Source organism: Natrialba magadii ATCC 43099 (genome assembly GCF_000025625.1).
Taxonomy (GTDB): Archaea; Halobacteriota; Halobacteria; order Halobacteriales; family Natrialbaceae; genus Natrialba; species Natrialba magadii.
In genome coordinates this window covers 980,688-998,353 of record NC_013922.1, presented here as the reverse complement: position 1 = coordinate 998,353, position 17,666 = coordinate 980,688, and the positions used below count along the sequence as shown (strand labels likewise).

18 protein-coding genes are annotated in these 17,666 nt (G+C 59.5%); 7 read left to right on the top strand and 11 right to left on the bottom strand.

Annotated elements, in window-relative coordinates:
- Window positions 1–315: 315 nt before the first annotated feature.
- Window positions 316–1,200: a hypothetical protein gene (locus NMAG_RS04635; protein WP_004216777.1), complete on the top strand. Its 885-nt coding sequence runs from the start codon at window positions 316–318 to the stop codon at window positions 1,198–1,200.
- Window positions 1,201–1,320: 120 nt separating this feature from the next.
- Here the strand turns inward: NMAG_RS04635 and NMAG_RS04630 are convergent, their stop codons facing one another.
- From NMAG_RS04630 to NMAG_RS04620, 3 genes are all read right to left on the bottom strand, one after another.
- Complete coding sequence (locus NMAG_RS04630; protein WP_049916408.1) at window positions 1,321–2,202, bottom strand: deoxyribonuclease IV; 882 nt, start codon at window positions 2,200–2,202, stop codon at window positions 1,321–1,323.
- 136 nt (window positions 2,203–2,338) lie between these two features.
- On the bottom strand, window positions 2,339–3,319 hold the full coding sequence (locus tag NMAG_RS04625; RefSeq protein ID WP_004216775.1) for a M48 family metallopeptidase: 981 nt from the start codon (window positions 3,317–3,319) through the stop codon (window positions 2,339–2,341).
- Between the two features lie 75 nt (window positions 3,320–3,394).
- The gene (locus NMAG_RS04620) at window positions 3,395–4,231 is read right to left on the bottom strand and encodes a lipoate--protein ligase family protein (RefSeq protein ID WP_004216774.1); all 837 of its coding nucleotides are present in this window, start codon (window positions 4,229–4,231) and stop codon (window positions 3,395–3,397) included.
- Window positions 4,232–4,411: 180 nt separating this feature from the next.
- Between NMAG_RS04620 and NMAG_RS04615 the strand changes: the two genes are divergently transcribed.
- Entirely contained in the window at window positions 4,412–5,317 is a 906-nt protein-coding gene (locus tag NMAG_RS04615; protein WP_004216773.1) for a serine/threonine-protein kinase RIO2, read from the top strand.
- A 487-nt stretch (window positions 5,318–5,804) separates the two neighbouring features.
- Here the strand turns inward: NMAG_RS04615 and NMAG_RS04610 are convergent, their stop codons facing one another.
- From NMAG_RS04610 to NMAG_RS04595, 4 genes are all read right to left on the bottom strand, one after another.
- Window positions 5,805–6,878 carry a metal ABC transporter permease gene (locus tag NMAG_RS04610; RefSeq protein WP_004216772.1) on the bottom strand — a complete coding sequence of 358 codons (1,074 nt, stop codon included), beginning with the start codon at window positions 6,876–6,878 and terminating at the stop codon, window positions 5,805–5,807.
- A 1-nt stretch (window position 6,879) separates the two neighbouring features.
- Window positions 6,880–7,632: a metal ABC transporter ATP-binding protein gene (locus NMAG_RS04605; RefSeq protein WP_004216771.1), complete on the bottom strand. Its 753-nt coding sequence runs from the start codon at window positions 7,630–7,632 to the stop codon at window positions 6,880–6,882.
- 60 nt (window positions 7,633–7,692) lie between these two features.
- Window positions 7,693–8,655 (bottom strand): metal ABC transporter substrate-binding protein, encoded by a 963-nt coding sequence (locus NMAG_RS04600; RefSeq protein ID WP_012996446.1) that lies wholly within the window; start codon window positions 8,653–8,655, stop codon window positions 7,693–7,695.
- Between the two features lie 256 nt (window positions 8,656–8,911).
- A complete protein-coding gene (locus NMAG_RS04595) occupies window positions 8,912–9,382 on the bottom strand; it encodes a metal-dependent transcriptional regulator (protein ID WP_241432090.1) in 471 nt (156 codons plus the stop codon).
- A 606-nt stretch (window positions 9,383–9,988) separates the two neighbouring features.
- Here NMAG_RS04595 and NMAG_RS04590 point away from each other — a divergent pair.
- The 3 genes from NMAG_RS04590 to NMAG_RS04580 all read left to right on the top strand — a co-directional run bounded on the left by NMAG_RS04590 (window position 9,989) and on the right by NMAG_RS04580 (window position 11,642).
- Entirely contained in the window at window positions 9,989–10,192 is a 204-nt protein-coding gene (locus NMAG_RS04590; protein ID WP_004216766.1) for a hypothetical protein, read from the top strand.
- Window positions 10,193–10,407: 215 nt separating this feature from the next.
- Complete coding sequence (locus NMAG_RS04585) at window positions 10,408–10,998, top strand: 50S ribosomal protein L15e (protein ID WP_004216765.1); 591 nt, start codon at window positions 10,408–10,410, stop codon at window positions 10,996–10,998.
- A 209-nt stretch (window positions 10,999–11,207) separates the two neighbouring features.
- A complete protein-coding gene (locus NMAG_RS04580) occupies window positions 11,208–11,642 on the top strand; it encodes a universal stress protein (RefSeq protein WP_004216763.1) in 435 nt (144 codons plus the stop codon).
- Window positions 11,643–11,921: 279 nt separating this feature from the next.
- Here the strand turns inward: NMAG_RS04580 and NMAG_RS04575 are convergent, their stop codons facing one another.
- Together NMAG_RS04575 and NMAG_RS04570 are read right to left on the bottom strand one after the other, a co-directional pair.
- Complete coding sequence (locus tag NMAG_RS04575) at window positions 11,922–12,632, bottom strand: phosphoribosyltransferase family protein (protein WP_004216761.1); 711 nt, start codon at window positions 12,630–12,632, stop codon at window positions 11,922–11,924.
- A 99-nt stretch (window positions 12,633–12,731) separates the two neighbouring features.
- Complete coding sequence (locus NMAG_RS04570) at window positions 12,732–13,439, bottom strand: helix-turn-helix domain-containing protein (RefSeq protein WP_004216759.1); 708 nt, start codon at window positions 13,437–13,439, stop codon at window positions 12,732–12,734.
- Between the two features lie 90 nt (window positions 13,440–13,529).
- On the opposite strand from NMAG_RS04570, the gene NMAG_RS04565 reads away from it, so the two are divergent.
- Window positions 13,530–14,159, top strand: a complete 630-nt coding sequence (locus NMAG_RS04565) for a methyltransferase family protein (RefSeq protein WP_012996445.1) — start codon at window positions 13,530–13,532, stop codon at window positions 14,157–14,159.
- Window positions 14,160–14,179: 20 nt separating this feature from the next.
- Here NMAG_RS04565 and thrS read toward each other — a convergent pair whose 3' ends face one another.
- Entirely contained in the window at window positions 14,180–16,132 is a 1,953-nt protein-coding gene (gene thrS / locus NMAG_RS04560; protein ID WP_004216756.1) for a threonine--tRNA ligase, read from the bottom strand.
- A gap of 402 nt (window positions 16,133–16,534) precedes the next feature.
- Between thrS and NMAG_RS04555 the strand changes: the two genes are divergently transcribed.
- Window positions 16,535–16,864, top strand: a complete 330-nt coding sequence (locus NMAG_RS04555; protein WP_004216755.1) for a DUF7322 domain-containing protein — start codon at window positions 16,535–16,537, stop codon at window positions 16,862–16,864.
- 142 nt (window positions 16,865–17,006) lie between these two features.
- Here the strand turns inward: NMAG_RS04555 and pyrE are convergent, their stop codons facing one another.
- Window positions 17,007–17,558, bottom strand: a complete 552-nt coding sequence (gene pyrE, locus NMAG_RS04550) for an orotate phosphoribosyltransferase (protein ID WP_004216753.1) — start codon at window positions 17,556–17,558, stop codon at window positions 17,007–17,009.
- Between the last annotated feature and the right edge of the window lie 108 nt (window positions 17,559–17,666).

Genomic DNA, 17,666 nt, shown 5'->3' with positions numbered 1-17,666 from the left:
GAATCGTCTTCCAAAGAGGGTCGTCACTCTCGGATACTTCGAAGCACATCGATGAGAATAACCATTGGCACCAGAACGGCGAACGCGATCAGTGTCCACCCGATAAAGAAGCCCCCTGTAGGCCCAATATCCAGTTCGGAAGCGGCCCTAAATGCGATAACAATTGCAGCGAATGCTATTGTTCCAAGGTAAATCCGGCCGATCACATTCATACACTCTATTAATGGATAGTTATATTTAAGATATCAGGATCTATAATGTGTGAATAGTGATGATTAACTAGGTTTAATACTATCGAAATAAACTAAATTCACGATGTCCAACTCGACATCGAGCTGGCAGCGCCGAACGGTACTGGCAGCACTGAGCAGTGTTGGCACCGTTGGCGTTGCCTCCGGAGTCGCGAGTGCGGGTTCGGGACGTGGAACCGAAAAATCCGGAGAGGACAACAATCGACCGAGTGAGCAGAAACGAACCATCGATTTAGACAAAGACGAACCGACGGTTGACAGGCAGCAAGCACTAGCGCGAAGTGCAATCGCTCCGGATGCCACGCTTTCGAACCCTAGCCCTCCGGACGGAGATCTGACGTACGTTGCCGGCTGGGAAGATGATTGGCAGAGCGAACTGGGCTGTACGTTCGCCTCCGATGGGACAGTGGAGTATGACCACCATTGTTACGTGTGGATGTTAGATGAGGGAACCGGCGACCCGCCAACCGATGGCGATGGGAACTACCGGTACGTCATTGAGTTGTACGCATCGGCCCAGCGTCTCGAAGACTCGGGCTTAGGTTGTTCGGGGCCGTATGTGGACCACCTCATGAGCCACGTCGAGTGTAATCCGGACAGTGCGTCTGCGGATCTCGAATTCCACGACCGGAATCCGGATTCGATCCACTCGTACAACAGCCAGCCGGTGACTCTTTCGATGTCGGGGGAATACGGAGACGTCGGCTTCGGATTTAGTTGGACGCAATCGTGGCACGAGGGATATTACGGGCAGGACGAGTACAGTCCTGGTGTTGGCGGCGAATACGCGGTCTACTGGAAAAACGACGATGGTGATCCCGAGGACGAGGGCGTACAGGGATTCGTCGAAATATCGTTCCCCTACGAGATCGACTTCGACGGATGGCCGTACACAGGCCTTTCTTGGACGCCTGACGGGACGTCTTTCACGTCCGGAGACCCTCGGTAGAGTCGTCGAATAACGATCTTCCACCGTATCGGGTAAAACGGATCGATTTTCGGGGTGGCGTCGGAGTGAAGCTGGCTGTGACTCCCGAGTGCCACACTACCTTCGTATCCGTTGCAATGCTCAGGCTTTTACTTCCGCCTCTCGCAGCTCTTTGACCTTCTCGATGTTCCAGGCGAAGCCACGGCCGTCCTCGGTCGGCGTCTCGAGTGCAAACGGCAACTCGCGCAGGTCTGGGTGGTTGACGATCGCCTGCATACCGTCCTCGCCGATGTAGCCCTCTCCGATGTGGGCGTGTTCGTCCTTGTGCGTGCCCACGTCGTGCTTCGAGTCGTTCAGGTGGATGTACTTCAGGTACTCGAGTCCGACCTCGTCGTCGAATCGGCCGATGGTCTCGTCGACGGCTTCGGCCGTCGTGAGGTCGTTGCCTGCGACGAGCGTGTGGGCAGTGTCGATACAGATGCCGATCTCCGTCTCGGTGCGGTCGATGATCCCCGCGAGGTGGGAGAACTCGCCGCCGAGTTTGGTCCCGCTGCCCGCGTCGGACTCGATCAGGATCTCGACGCCCTCGGGAACGTCGAGTTCGTCGATCAGGCTCGCTGCATTGTCGAGGCCGCCCTCGACGCCGGCCCCGGTGTGTGCGCCGAGGTGGACGTTGACGTACGGAACGCCGAGTTTGTCGGCGGCGTCGAGCTCGGCCTGCATGCTCTCTTTGGACTTCCGGCGGAGGTCGTCCTTCGGAGTACAGAGGTTGACGAGGTACGAGGAGTGGATAACCCACGGTCCCTCGAGTTCCGCGTCGGTTTCTTCGCGGAAGCCTGCGGCGGCCTCGTCGCTGATCTCGGGCTGGGCCCAGACCTGCGGCGAGGTGGTGAAGATCTGTCCGCAGTTGCCGCCGAAGGCGAGCTGGCGAGGGATTGCGTTGCGAACGTCGTCGTACGGCGGCGTCTCGGTGTCGGAGGAGACGCGCGAACCGGAGATCGAAACGTGTGCGCCGACCTTCATGGTCATGAATCCTCGTCAGTACCGGTTCGTGATAGGTACTTCGGACCAATCCGATCGTTCGCTCGCTACCTCGACGATCAGACCGTTCGCTCACTACGAGCCGACCGTCCGCTCGCTACGTTCCGACCGGCGATCACTACGCGGCGGCCACCGATCGAAGTTCCCTGAGTCGTACCTCGAGCGGTGGATGCGTCGATCGCAGACCACCCAAGTCGCCACCCTCACCCAGCGTCGGCATGATGTTGATCGCGTTCGTCGACTGCGCGTGACGAAGGTCCGTCGATGGGCGGCGACGGCGACGGTGACGGCGATTCGCGAGTCGCTCGAGTGCCGACGCGAGCGCGCCAGGATCGCCGGTGGCTTCGACAGCCGCGCGGTCCGCCGCGAGTTCGCGCCCGCGGGAGAAGACACCAAGGCCGACGAGCGAGAGCGATGTGAGCGTCCAGCCGAGCGGGTCGAGTTGCCACTGTTTGTCTTCGTTGTCTTCGCTGTCTTCGTCGTCTTCGTGGGCTTCATACAGGAACTCAGCGGCAAACAGCGGAACGAGCAGCCACGAGATGAGTTGGAGATCGTCGTTCGCCAGATGGGCACACTCGTGAGCCAGCACGGCCTCGAGTTCGGCACTCGAGAGCGTCTGCACGAGTCCCTTCGAAACGACGATGACTGGTGAACTACGGCGGCGGACAGCGAGCACCGGGTCGGTCGGCCGGGCGGTCGTGTACGCCAGCGGCGTCGTGTCCGAACGCACCCGAACTTCGGGTGTTGCAATGTCGAACTGCGTCGCCAGTCGCGTCGCCGACGCCTCAAGCGTTCGCCCACCGTTCGCGTCGATCTCCGCGGCTGGAACGGTCCCCTCGAGAAGTTCAACGCGCTCCAGCCGGATTGCGTGTGCGATGACGATCGCAAAACAGGGCAGCACCGGAATCGCGCCGATGGCGAGCGCCCACAGAAATCCCGTCTCCGTGAACTCGAGTGGGCCGAGTTGCATCGCGACGAAGATGAGAACAGCCGCAGCGAAGACGGTGATGACGTACGCGCTCGCGAGCAACGTGACGGCAGTGATGCCGGCACCGAGCAGGGCTCGAACACCGATCCCGATCGGTCCGGTCAGTCGCATACTGAGCGGTACGACCGCCGGATCAAAAGCGGTCCGTTTTCGGTACCTGCCGAGCGGTCGGTAGCGCCTGAAGCGTTACTGCTCGTGCGCCTCGAGAACCTCCCGGTCTCGGATCCACGCCTCCGATCCATACTTCTGGTCTGCGAGTTCCCGAGCGGCCGTTAGCTCCTCGTTTCGCCACTCGCCCGGCGTCGCGTCACACCAGTCACCGAGCGCCGCCGCAAGGGTGTCGACCGCTTCCTCGCGGTCGATTCCGGACTCCTCGCGAATGCTCGTCACCCGGTCGGTGAAGGTGTCCGTCTCGAGTACCTCGTCGAAGACGCCGACGTGCTTGTCGGGTTCGCGGGCGTAGCTGAGCGAGCCGTGCTGGATGACGACATCGCGCTGGCGGTACTGGGCGTTACCGCTGATTTTCCGGGACTCTGTGGGCGAACTCGCCGGCGCGACCACGTCGTGGGCCGGGTTGATATCCCGCAGATAGCACGACGGTTTGTAGATCGTCGACTGCTCGGCGGCGGCGAAGTCGGCGTCGACGCCCATCTCTTCGAAGGCTGTGAGGATCGGCTCACAAAAGAGCGCGTAGCACTCCATCAGATCGCCCGGCACCTCCTCGGCCGGCGCGACGACCGTGTAGGAGATGTCAGCGTATCGGTCGTGATAGATCCCGCCACCCCCCGTCTGACGACGGGTCACGTCGATTCCCTCGCGGTCGCAAAAGTCCCAGTCCACTGAGTCGGCCTCCTGTCGGTACCCGAGCGACAGGGTGCTCGGCTCCCACGAATACACGCGAACCGTTCGAACGTCCTCTTCAAGTGCCGTCCGAGCGGCGACCTCCTCGAGTGCCATCTGTGTCGCGCCGTCGCGGGCCTCGTCGGTGATGAGTCGCCACTCGCGGTCGGCAAGCGCAGTCATACCTGTTTCTTGCCGCCGGTCGAGTTAGTGGTATGGGTTCGGTTCGTATGAGAGAGTAGGGAGTTTTGCCCCAGCCAGAATCCGGAAGACCTGTCCACATTCGATATAGCTCTATCCAGTTTACCTCGGCGGTGTGCCGTGTCACGACGTTTTTACGTACACGGCGGCTACGCCGACTATATGGTGCGGAACGTCGCCGAAATGTTGCCCGAGCTCGAGGAGCAGGATTTCTATCTCCTCTCGGGGGTCGAACAGGGGATGCGCTTCTCGGAGTGGGTCCAGCGCGAGAAGCTCCCAAAGTTCTCGAGTCTCACCGAAGAGGAGGTGGACTACCGTCTCGAGCGCTGTCTCAAACGGGGGCTCGTCGAGAAGAAAACCATCCAGTACGAGGGGTACACCCTGCAGTTCGAGGGCTACGACATCCTCGCGCTTCGGGCGCTCGTCGAACGCGAGACGATCTCGGAGTTTGGCTCGCCACTGGGCGTCGGCAAGGAGAGCGACGTCTACGAGGTTCGATCGTACAAACCGCTCGCGCTGAAGTACCACCGCGAGGGGTATACGAACTTCCGCGAAGTCCAGAAAGAACGCGACTACACGTCCGACAAGGAGCATGTCTCCTGGATGTACACCGCCCGGAAGGCTGCCGAGCGCGAATACGAGATTCTCGAAGAGCTGTACCCGGATGTCGCGGTTCCCCAGCCGATCGACCAGAACCGCCACGCCATCGTCATGGAGAAGATGGACGGCGTCGAGCTCTCGCGAACGAAACTCGAGGACGACCAGGTACTCGGTGTACTCGACCTGCTCGTCTCCGAAATCGCACGCGCGTACGAACACGGCTACGTCCACGCCGACATGAGCGAGTACAACGTCTTCTTGGACGAAGGGGGCGTCACGATCTTCGACTGGCCCCAGGCCGTGCCGACGGATCACGAAAACGCCGAGGAGTTCCTCCGGCGCGACCTCCGAAACGCGGTAGGGTACTTTCGGCGAAAGTATCCACAGCACGTTTCAGATGAACTCGATGGCGACGAGATCGCGACCGAAATTATCGACGGCGAGTTCGAGACGATTCGTCAGGAGTGAGGCGGAGACATCGGCGGCGCGCGGTGGTATGCTCCTGTGCTTGAGAGAACGCGAGTTGGATGCGCTGGTAGAGTGCAATGGAGACCGTGATCCGAGGTGAGACAACGGTAAGACGGGCTCTTCTGCATGGGTCGCTACTCCCGGGGTAAGCAATCTGGGACACCGGCAAGTGGCCAGTACTACTGTGACGAGGTGTTTTTCGGGACGTTTCTGTCTCGATAGCGACCACATATGTGAGAGGTATCGCACAAAACGTCGTCTAGCCACCAAAAGTGGGGGACAGATACACCGTACGTCGATATATGAAATCGGGCTTGCAGACGTGATCTAGAGAAACAACCGCCAAGAACGCACCTTTCTCACCCAGTTCGGCCGGTAACAGGTGTGGAACTCACGTAGCTAAAGCGGGCCCCTCAGGTCATAGGCAGCGGTTTGAGTGACAGTTGGACGGTGAGATATCGGTCAGGAATATTCGGACAAATGATGATCAGCGGAACCGAACCAGACAGAAGACAGCAACGACAGCGAGGAGGAAGGAAACACCGAGTGCAAGATTCCAGCTCACAAGCGAGGCGAAGAGTGCGGTGAGGATGATAACCGAACCGATCGTGACGTTGAGCGTCCAGAGATAGAGGGCGATCGCAACGAGGATGATCATCGCACCGGTTGCGATGTTCCATTCGGCCGAGAGAAAAATACCCACGAAGACCGCGACCTGTCCAAGAAGAATAGAGAGAAGGAGACCACGGTTAAAGCTGTTCGTGACCTGCATCGCTGCTGCGACGGGAATAACGAGCATTCCGGCGACGAGAATCGCGCCGATAATTTGCATCGCGGCGACGACGACAAGTGCGGTCAGGACGATCAGCAGTGTGTCGTAGAATCGGACGTTGATTCGTGCCAGACGTGCGGCCTCGCGGTCGAACGTGATGAACAACAGTTGCTTGTGTGTCAGTGCGATCGCCCCGATTACCAACAACGTGAGTCCAACCATCAGCTGGACGTTCTCGAACGGGACGAAAAGAATGTCGCCGAAGAGATAACTATCGACGGTCGAGTGAAACGTCACTCCGTAGGAGATTACCGCAACACCGAGTGCGAACCCACCGGTGAGCATAATTGCGATCGGAATATCGGCGTAGCCATCAGTTTTGATCGCGATGTACTGCATCACGAGCGCAGCGAGCGTCGCTGCAATCAGTGCGAAGACGAGAGGATAATCCATACTCGGAACCGCAGCACCGACGAACAATCCAATTGCGACACCTCCAAACGCCATGTGAGCCAGCGCCTCGCCGATCAACGCCATCTGGCGGTTAACAAGGTAGGCACCGACGATCGGAGCGGTGATTCCGATGAGGATACCAGCAGTGAACCCCCGCTGGAGGAAACCGCTACAAACCAGCCACGTGTCGACAGTTCCACAGGTCGCTCCCCAAAAACTCTCGAAGAGCGGTGGAAAGAGGACGTAGACGAAAATGTAAAAGCCAACCAGCAGGACGGGGATACCAGCGAGTAGTCCAACGGTTGGATTCCACTTTGTTACCCATTCAGTCGACATCTCAGTCACCCGTGGCGAATCCGGCCGATTTGAGCACGCGAGCCGAACTATACGCTCGTTCGAGCGCATCGCTCTCGAGGAACTCGGCCGTCTCACAATGTTCGTACAATTCGCAGTCGAGACAGGCCATCATATCGGCGTGTTCGGTGACGATGCCGAGATCGTGCTCGATCAACACGATCGTAATGCCACTCCTGTTGAGTTCGTCGAGGAGGGTGTAGAACTGATCGACAGACTCGGCGTCAACGCCGACCGTCGGCTCGTCGAGAGCCAACAGATCAGCCTCGGAGGCGAGGGCGCGAGCGATGTATGCCCGCTGTTTCTGTCCACCGGAGAGGCGACTGATCCGTCTGTCGGCGAGGTCCGAAATTTCGACTTTCGCAAGCGCATCGTCGATGATTTTCTGATCCGCTTCCGACAGTCGACGGACACCAACGTGGGGATATCGTCCCATCTCGACCACTTCACGGACGGTAACTGGCATCATCGAATCTGCTTCCGAAGACTGCTGGGAAACGTAGCCGAGCCGGGTACCGTCAGTGAACTCCGACGCAGGTGTCCCAAAGAGTTCAACTGAGCCGGTATCCGGCTGTCGCAACCCGAGCATAATCTTCAGGAGCGTCGTCTTACCCGATCCATTTGGACCGATCAACCCCAGGAAGTCACCCTCAGTGACAGAGAGAGTGATATCATCTACGACAACCTGATCGTCGTAGGCGAAACTAACGTTCTCGGCGTGAATTACGGCACTCATGATATATGGTTCAATAGCGACATATCTTGGTCTGTGTGTTCTCCGTTCTGCTCTTTCCCGCTAATTCGGGCTCGCTTCGAGGGCTTCTTCGAGTGTCGGGAAGTTTACCTCGCGATAGTGATCGACGTACCCCCAATCTGCTTCGTCGTACTCCGGCAACTGCGTCTCAACTGGTGAGATTGGGAGCACTTCGGCATCGGTTTCGTCAGCGAGATAGTTTGCGAGATCATCGGGCTCGCCGACGTCATAGAGGACATGTCCGATGTCGTTCTCTTCCATGATACGTTCGATCTCTTCGGTTTCCTGTGGTGTGGCTTCGTTGTCCGGCGAGGTACCGATCGGAGAATAGATATCGAGGCCGTATCGATCGTGCCACCACTGGAAGGAGTCGTGGGTTGCAACGATCAGGTCACTGGTCTCAGCACGATCGACGATATCCTCGAACTCTTCGTGGACGTCCTGGAGTTCCTCGTTGAACGACGCTGCGTTTTCCGCATACTCGTCGGCGTTCTCCGGATCGATCTCCGAGAGTGCGTCCGCGATATTGTCGACCCCTTCCTGGCAGGTCACCGGATCCATCCAGAAGTGCTCGTCGTCGTCCTCGGCAGGGCTGTCGAAGAATTCGATGCCTTCCGCGGCTTCAATGACGTGAACGTCGTCCTCGCTCTCGAGTTCGGCTGCCGTATCATCTTGCCAACTCGCGAAATCACGGAGATACACGAACGCATCAGACTCCTCGACATCTGCGACGACGCTTGGGCCGGGGTTGAAGTCGTGTCCATGCTCGCCAACGGGCACCAGATCGACGACATTCATGTGCTCACCTGCGATCTGCCGTGTGAAATCCCAGAGGGCCAAGAATCCAGCGGAGACAGTGTACTCTGCTTCGCCGTCACCACTGTCCACCTCGTTGTCGTCTCCACTAAGACAGCCTGCAACGCCAACGAGCAGCCCGCTAGCGCTAGCGAGTGCTGATCGCCGCGTCAATGCATACTGATTCGACATAGTCGTATCATCGACCATGGCGATATTCGAATTTGCTAAGTAAAATAAATTGTGTATCAATCTTCTAGATTAGATATGGCTAATCCTTGGATATCTCAAACTTAGTAACTAGTTGCTCCGCGCGCATTGACGACAATACTGCCATAGGACACCCCAATCGCAGAAGAACAGACTGTGAGACTGTGACCCCGATGATGTCTGTCACGTACGGGTTCGCTGCGTTTCGGAACAATGCCAGGAGTAGGGAAGGACTTGCGAATCGACCGCAGAACACTCACTGTTCGGGTGTAGACGAACGGTTCTTCGCCGCCCGAGCCAGGAAATCGCTCCGATGAAGAGCAGAAGACTCGAGTGACGGACGTGGGACCGACTCACCGTGAAGAGTTCTATCTGGTCTACCCAGCGTCTCTGTGAGGGCGTTTGCAAGGCGGTCGCTGAGATGGTGTTCCAATACGTCTGCTTCGTCACCCACCTCGTTTAGCTGGTAGTCGAACTCTGTCGTGAGATAGGCTTCGATAAGCCAGTAATTTCGCAGGACGTTCAGCGCGATCTGTTCACCTTCTGTCGTCAAAACCGCGCCCTTGTATTTTTTGTGCTCGATCAGGCCCCTCTCCGAGAGGTTTGTGTACATACTCGAGACAGTAGGAGAGGTAACATTGAGGTGGGCGGCCAGTTCTGATGTCCGCACTCTCGCCCTGTTACTATTCCACTGCAAATAGTAAATCGCTTTAAGATAATCCTCCATTATGACACTTACCATATCCAGGTTTAGTCGGGGCTAATAATTAATATTGTGGGGGCGAACACTGGTCAGGCCCACGATTAGTTCTCCCGTCTCTCCGAGAGTAGTTCCGGATTGTCTGTAAACAGCAAGCACGATAGTAGCCACTGTAAGTCACTGCGTACCTGATCGGATGACGGCAGCGCGGTTCGGAACGAGCGCGGTTCGGAGCGAGCGAAGTGAGTGAGAAACGCGGAATAACGAACGGGGAACAGCGTGACCCGTGAGCGAACGAAGTGAGTGAGAACCGCGAAAGTTCGATCAGCGTGTAACGAGTTGCAGTTGTTACCATAGCGGAACAACAATCAGAACAAACCGAACTTAGCAACGGTGAGAGACTACCGTGTGTACAGAACACTCCTGCAAACAAAACCAGGTCTACTCTGATACCGAACCGTTTCAGTAGGTGAAATATCAGTGTCTCGTCTCGGGATTTGTGGCGGCCAATGCGTCAAGCTGTACGTTCGGGTGACTGATCACACTCGTCGGCACTTAGCAGCCTGTTAGTCCTGTGGAAACGGTCTAGTGCTGTTCATAGCTATCAGTCACTGTGTCATCCGTTCACTCGGGATGTCAGAGACAGCACTCGAGTACCAAAAGCACGTGCTCGCAACGGTAATCGATGAGGCAGTGTACGTCGGGACGGCCTCAGAGGCGGAGGCCAAGCAGTTGCACGACCGACTCGCGGACGTCGAGTCAATGCAGTCGGTGGATCAGTTGTGGGACGATCTCTCGCGGGAGTACGAAGTACTCGAACGGAAAGAGATCGCATAACTCACCCTGATCGTCACAGCGGGACTGACCGCATCGGTACGGCACAACATGGTCCGCCCGCTTCGAAGCCCTTATACTCGGGAGTTGAATAGGTGAAACTGACTCGCTGGATCGCGGGCACCAGCGGGCACCTGTTCGGCACATTCGACGCCGCCACAGGACGGGATGTGATCCGACGCTCGGATTGAACCAGGAAACGCCCGCGGTGACAATCAATGGCAAAAAGCTTCTACTCCCACATCAAGGAGGCATGGAAGGACCCCGACGACGGTAAGCTCGGGGAACTGCAGTGGCAACGAAAGCAGGAATGGCGAAAGCAGGGCGCAATCGAGCGCATCGACCGTCCGACCCGCCTCGACAAAGCGCGCGAACTCGGCTACAAGGCAAAGCAGGGCATCATCGTGACCCGCGTGTCGGTCCGCAAGGGGACTGCACGCAAGCAACGCTTCAAGGCCGGTCGCCGAACCAAGCGCCAGGGTGTCAACCGCATCGGGCGGCGCAAGAACATCCAGCGCATCGGTGAAGAGCGCGTGTCGCGCAAGTACCCCAACCTGCGCGTCCTCAACAGCTACTGGGTCGGCGAGGACGGCAGCCAGAAGTGGTTCGAAGTGATCCTCGTGGATCCCGAACACCCTGCGATCCAGAACGACGACGACCTGAACTGGATCTGCGACGACGCCCACACGAACCGCGCGTTCCGTGGGCTCACCAACGCCGGCAAGGACAACCGTGGTCTCAACAACCGCGGCAAGGGCGCAGAGAAGGTCCGACCGTCCAACACGGGCGGCCGGGGTCGCGCGAAGTAAGCTCTCGAATTTCTCGACCCTCTCGAATTCGAGTTTTGCGTTGTTGATCTTACAGCCACACAGCGACGGCGACAGTCACTGCAACGGTCTGACCGGCATACGACGGGCAGCCACTTCAGCCACTCCACTGGAACACGAACCCACTCGGGCATCCCACCACCCGAGAGGACGGCCCGGAGTTTAAATCGCAGTCAGCCGTAGTGGCCACTATGCCACAACACGTCCTCGTCCCAATCGACGAGTCCGACCGCGCGACCGAGGCACTCGAGTTCGCCTGCCAGGAGTACCCCGACGCGACGATTACGGCACTGCACGTCATCGACCCGGGCGACTTCTACGCCGCAACAGGGATCGAAGGTGGTGCGATGGCGAACTACGAAGAGATTCAGAAACACCACGAGAATCGTGCCGACGAGTTACTCGAGTCGGCCCGCGAACAGGCAGAGACGCACGGGGTCGAGGTCCAGACCGACCGCGTCGTCGGCGGCATCTCGCGCTCGATCGTGAACTACGCCGAGGAGAACGACGTCGACCACATTGCACTCGGTAGTCACGGCCGAACAGGTGCGAGCCGGATTCTGCTTGGCAGCGTGGCCGAGAACGTTGCACGGCGGTCGCCGGTACCGGTGACGATCGTCCGATAAGTCGTCCCACCAGTTCTCGTCGACGCAGGCACTGAGCAGCCGTTCTGAGACAGCTACGCCGACTGCTGTGCCCGCGTCTCCGTCCCTCACACGAACGCTTAGTGCCTACGTCGAACGCGAGCGTGCCACTCGGGACGTAGACTGCCACGATTGGGACCACCCGGATCCACACGGACGAGACCGTGAGCAGGTACTCGACGGCGGTGTGAAACGGCGACGCGAGAACGCATAGTCGAGTAGACGGGGCGTGGGCGTAGCGACGGGAACAGCGAATAGATGTTAGACGGTCGTCAGCGCGCCAACCGGTGCGTCGGTTCGTTCGCGTGCGCGTTCGATTCCGTCATCGCCGGCGGCGATGAGCGCGAAGACGCCAGCGACCTCCGCCTCGGAGGTTTCGACGATATCGAGGAGCAGTTCCTGGGTCTCACCCGACCGGATGAGGTCGTCCACGACGAGGACAGAGTCACCAGCGTCGACGGCAGAGGCGGGAAGATAGTAGGTGAGTTCGATACCGGACTGGAGGCGCTGGCGGGCCTCGATGAACTCCTCGACGGCGGTTTCCTTGCTTTTCTTCGCGTAGGCACAGCGAGTGCCGTAGTAGCTCGCGAGCGAGGCAGCGAGTGTGATCCCGTCCGTCGCGGCGGTGAGGACGACGTCCGGTCGGTCGAACTCGAAGCCGTTGGCGACGACGGGTGCAACGAGATCGAGGAACGACTGATCGAAGACGGTGCCGGAGTTGTCGACGTACCCCTCATCGTCGACGCGAATGCGGGCGTTGAGTTCGTCCGCGATGGCCTCGCGACCGATGTCGTCGACGACCTCACGGGCGCGTTCGGTGCCGGGGAGGACGTGGCCGTTGACGTATCGGTTGAGGTCACCCGCGGGCAAACCCGTCGTCTCGGCGAGTTCGTCGTAGGTTCGCGTCTCCTTCAGCATCCGCAAGACGTCGACCGCCCGCAGCTGGAGGGCGGCCTTCTCGGCTCGGTTCATATAGATATGCACGATTCCGCAACTATGGGGATTTCGATCTCTTCGTGAGTGAGAGACCATCACGAACGTGGGCTTTCGAGGGAGAAATGAAACCGACCGTTAGAGAGAACGGATGGACGAACCATTGATCGACCATTTTCGACCGTATCGCCGCACCAGACGCCGCATCACACGTGCCTGCGCCTTCTGGAGTAGTCGCGACGCCGTACTCGAGGCACAGCCCAATTCGTCGGCGACCTCAGCAACGCCGGCCTCACGCGGGACTTCGAAGTAGCCGGCGTCGACTGCAGTTGTGATGGCCTCGAGTTGACGGTCGGTGAGGTCGGCAACGAGGGGAGCATGCCGACGGTCGTACTCGCCGATCGCGCGTACAGCGACATCGATCTCGTCGGGAAGCATTTCGAGCATCGTCTGCAAGTTCTCGCTGGTGCCGACGACTGTTACCGAGAAGGCGGCTGTCGAGTCGTATGCTATCGGTGGCACGATGACGAGATCCAGAGCGGTAAGCGCCTCTCGCCAGCGAACGTCCTCATCACGCGTTTCCTGACAGACGTAGAGGTAAAAGGCGTCGTCATCGACAGTCGTCAGGTCGTACCAGCGAATCGAGTCGACGCTCTCGAGTGCTGTCTCGTAGGGCTCACGATCCGCCTCGACGTAGAACAGTTCGTACTCGAGGGTTGGATCTCGGGCGTCGACGTTCCAGGCCTGGAGTTCTTCGTACCGAACTGCGTCAGTGTCTCTGATGAACCGCTGCATCGGGTGGAGCATCCAGTCGGGCTGGGAGAGGCACACGTCGAGGTACTTCATCGGTGTCTGCTCGAGGTTGGCACGGTCGCTTATAAATACACTAGTGTGTCCGTGAGAACGTCGAGGGCCTGGCCGGCAGAATCGCCACCCATGATGGAATCGAGTTCACTCGAGTCGCTATCGACAATCGTCTTCGTTGTTGGCGGGAGTGCGTTGCTCATCAACTTCGTCGGCGTCGTCGCCAGCGCAGTCGGTGCCACGAACTACTGGCCGCCCGGTGAGCGCGACTGGCGATTCTATGCACAGTGGACGCTCTCACAGGTATTTACGGTGAGTGTACTGATCGTCGCGCTGCTGGACTGGAACAGCCTCGGACTGCCGCGGCTGCCGTCGTTGCTCGTCGGCCTGGTGCTGTTCGGTTCTGGATTCGTCGTGGCTATCGCATCCGGATTCGATCTGGGTCGCGAGGAGACCGCGGGATTGACCGGTGAACTGCGAACGGGTGGCTGGTACCGCTATTCTCGAAATCCGCAGTACGTTGGCTACGTCGTTGCGAGCGTCGGCTTTGCACTGCTCGCGAACTCGGTGCTGGTCGCCGTCCTCTGTGTGATCTACGTCGGCTGGTGGCTAACACTTCCCTTCGCCGAAGAGCCGTGGCTCCGAAAGCAGTACGGCAGGGAGTACGAACACTACGCCGAACGCGTGCCGCGGTTCGTCGGGGTGGAAACGATTCGCGAACTCATTGGCGCACGAGATCGGGAGTCCACACTCACGGAGTGAGACCGCGACAGCAGCCCGTCTCAGTCCTGCAGGAAGTCCGGCTCGGAGCGCTGCTCGTCGCGTTCGGCAACGAGATGGTCGTGGAAGTCCTCGATTTCGACGTCGTACTCCTGGTCCTCGAAGCGGTCGCGGACCGAGATGTTGCCGTCTTCTTCCTCGTTGTCGCCGACGATGATCTGGTACGGCACCCGGTCGTCGTGGGCCGCGCGGATCTTTCGCTCGAGGGTGCTGTCGCGGTCGTCGACCTCGACGCGGAAGTCATCGAACTCGTTTGCGACCTGGTAGGCGTAGCCCAGGTTCGCGTCCGAAATCGGGAGGACGCGGACCTGCTCCGGCGCGAGCCAGAACGGGAACTTGCCCTCGTAGTGCTCGATGAGCATCATGAAGAACCGCTCGTAGCTGCCGTAGAGCGCGCGGTGGATCATCACCGGCTCGTGCTCCTCGTTGTCCTCGCCGACGTAGGAGAGGTCGAAGCGGTCTGGCATGTTGAAGTCCAACTGGACCGTCGGCCCGTCCCACGCGCGACCGATGGCGTCCTCGAACGCGAAGTCGATTTTCGGCCCGTAGAACGCACCGTCGCCCTCCTCGATATCGTACTCGAGATTGCGCTTTTCGAGGACGGTCTCGAGTTGTTCCTCTGCGTGCTCCCAGATCTCGTCGCTGCCGACGGATTTCTCGGGGCGCGTGGCGAGTGCCATCTCGTACTCGAGATCGAACGTCTCGAGCACGTCGATGATCATGTCCATGATCTCCTCGACTTCCTGTTCGATCTGGTCGGGGCGGATGAACAGGTGGCCGTCGTCGATCGTAAAGGCCCAGACGCGAGAGAGACCGGAGAGCTCGCCGCGCTGTTCCTTTCGATACACTTTGCCGTTCTCGGCGTAGCGGATCGGCAGGTCGCGGTAGCTCCAGGACTGATCCTGGAAGATGGCGGCGTGGCCGGGGCAGTTCATCGGCTTCAGACCGAACTCGTCGTCGCCGACGTTGAAGATGAACATATCGTCCTGATAGTTCTCGTAGTGGCCCGAGCGGTGCCAGAGATCCGTCTTGAAGACGTGGGGCGTCTCGACGTAGTCATAGCCCGCATCTTTGTTCAGGTCCTCGACGAAGTCCTCGAGTTCCTTCAGGACCGTCTTCCCCGGCGGGTGGTACAGCGGCAGGCCGGGACCAGTTACGTCCTGAATCGAGAACAGGTTCATCTCGTTGCCGATGCGGCGGTGGTCGCGCTTTTCGGCCTCCTGTTTTCGTTCGAGGAAGTTTTCGAGATCGCTCTCGTCTTCGAACGCGGTGCCGTAGATGCGCGTCTGCATCGGGTTCTCCTCGTCGCCGCGCCAGTAGGCGCCAGCAATTTCTAGGAGCTTGACGGGGCCGATCTCACCCGTGGAATCGACGTGAGGTCCCGCACAGAGGTCCTCCCACTCGCCCTGCGTGTAGAAGGTGACCTGCTCGTTCTCGTCGGCGAACTCGGAGAGGAGTTCGAGCTTGTAGGGCTCGTCCGCGAGACGCTCTTCAGCCTCCTCGATCGAGACTTCCTCACGCTCGATCTCGTAGTCCTCGTCGACGATGTCTGCGATTTCGGACTCGAGTGCCGCGAGGTCGTCCTCGTCGATGTCGAGGTTGTCGAAGTCGTAGTAAAAGCCCTCGTCCGTCGGCGGGCCGATGGCGAGGTCGACGTCGTCGTAGTGGCGCTCGACTGCCTGTGCGAGACAGTGGGAGGCCGAGTGACGCATGACGGCGAGGTACTCTTCTGACTGGTCCGTGATGATCTCGAGTTCGGCACCATCGTAGGCGGGTTGCTCCTTGGCGACGAGGTCGCCATCGAGTTTGCCGGCGACGGTGTCGCGGCCGAGGCCGGGGCCGATTTCGTAGGCGCAGTCTTCGACCGTTGCGCCCTCGTCGACGTGGAGTTCGGAGCCGTCCGGGAGGACGACCGTTAGCTGTGCTGGCTCTGATTGTGGGTCTGATTCTGACATGGCTCTGGCTGGTTGTGACTGGTGAACTTCTGTTGGTGGTGGCCCTGCGAGAAGTTCGGATCGGTGTCCGCCTGACCGCGTCCGCGTCCGCGTCCGTTTCCGAGTCCGAGTTCGTGGCCGTGTGCGGCGTGCACGTCTGCCGCTCTGCTGTGGGTCGCGGCCGACACAGCGAGCGGTAGGTGAGGGTTAGAAGCGGGCGAAAGCCCCTGTAAAGCGGACACCTACCATCGTAGCTACGGTTTGTCCGGTGCAGGATAAAAACATTGTGATGAGGGGGCTCCGACGGACACGGGATCGAAACGAAACCGGGCAGACAGAACGGAATGAGCCGGAACCAATGGTGGACTGAGTGATAGAAACGACAGCCGAACGGTTTTGAGTCCACCTCGCCAACAAATCAACGTGTTGGACCCATCAGACGACGATCCGTTCGAGGACCCGTTTGGGGATGACTCGCTCGACGATCCCTTCGGCGACGGCTCCACCGGAGGCGGAGAAGCCGATGAGGACATTGCGAGTACGTTCGAGTCGATCGATCGGTCGACATTGCTTGCGTTCGTCACCGTCGGGGTCCTCGTTCACGGCGGAATCTTCGCAGCGAGTCTCGGTGCGATGCTGGTCGGATTCCGTGGCCAGTGGGTCGTCGGTGGATCACTCGCAGTCGCTGGAGTGGGAGCGTTGGTCCTCTCGGTGGGGATCTACCGTCGGTACAAGGCCAAACGGGACGCGTAGCCGGTCGGTAGCACGTCGATTCCACAACAGGTCACTATAGGAACAACTGCAACTAGTTACACACTGATCGCCGAGCAGGCTGGCGATCAGGTGTGCAGTGACTTGCAGTGGCTACTATAGTTCGTCGAGTTCCTCCGCTACCTCAGTCCTGATCAGCCAGCAACTCACTCGCCGTCACCAGTGCCTCCATCTCGACGTCTGCATCTTCGACGTTCTCGCGGCCGCCCTCCTCGCGGTCGACGACCACCAGCGCGCGGTCGACCGTCGCGCCCGCCTCCCGAAGCGATTCGATCGCATCGACCAGACTCGTCCCCGTCGTCACGATGTCCTCGAGTACCACCACTTCCTCACCCTCCTCGAGTTCGCCCTCGATCAGGTTGGCCGTGCCGTACTCCTTGCGCTGTTTGCGCGCGATGACGTAGGGTGCGCCGGCGACGACGCTGGTCGCAGCGGCGAGCGGGACAGCACCGAGAGCGACGCCGGCGAGTTTGTCGTCGGAGTCGATGCGGTCCGCGAAGGCCTCGGCGACGGTTTCGAGGCAGTCGGGGTCGGTTTCGAAGCGGTACTTGTCGACGTAGTACTCGCTGGTGCCACCGTGGGCGAGCTCGAACTCGCCGAACTGGACGGCGTCGGCGTCGCGAAGCGCGTCGATGAGTGTCTGGGTCTGGGCCTCAGTCTGGGTATCGCCCGTCATTGCTCGTAGTGGCGAGACGAACCGAAATAAGCGGTGTGGAACCGAGTCGCCGACGCCGCGACCGCGACGTATCTTTTTGGGAGGCCATACTGTACTCCCTGTTGACAC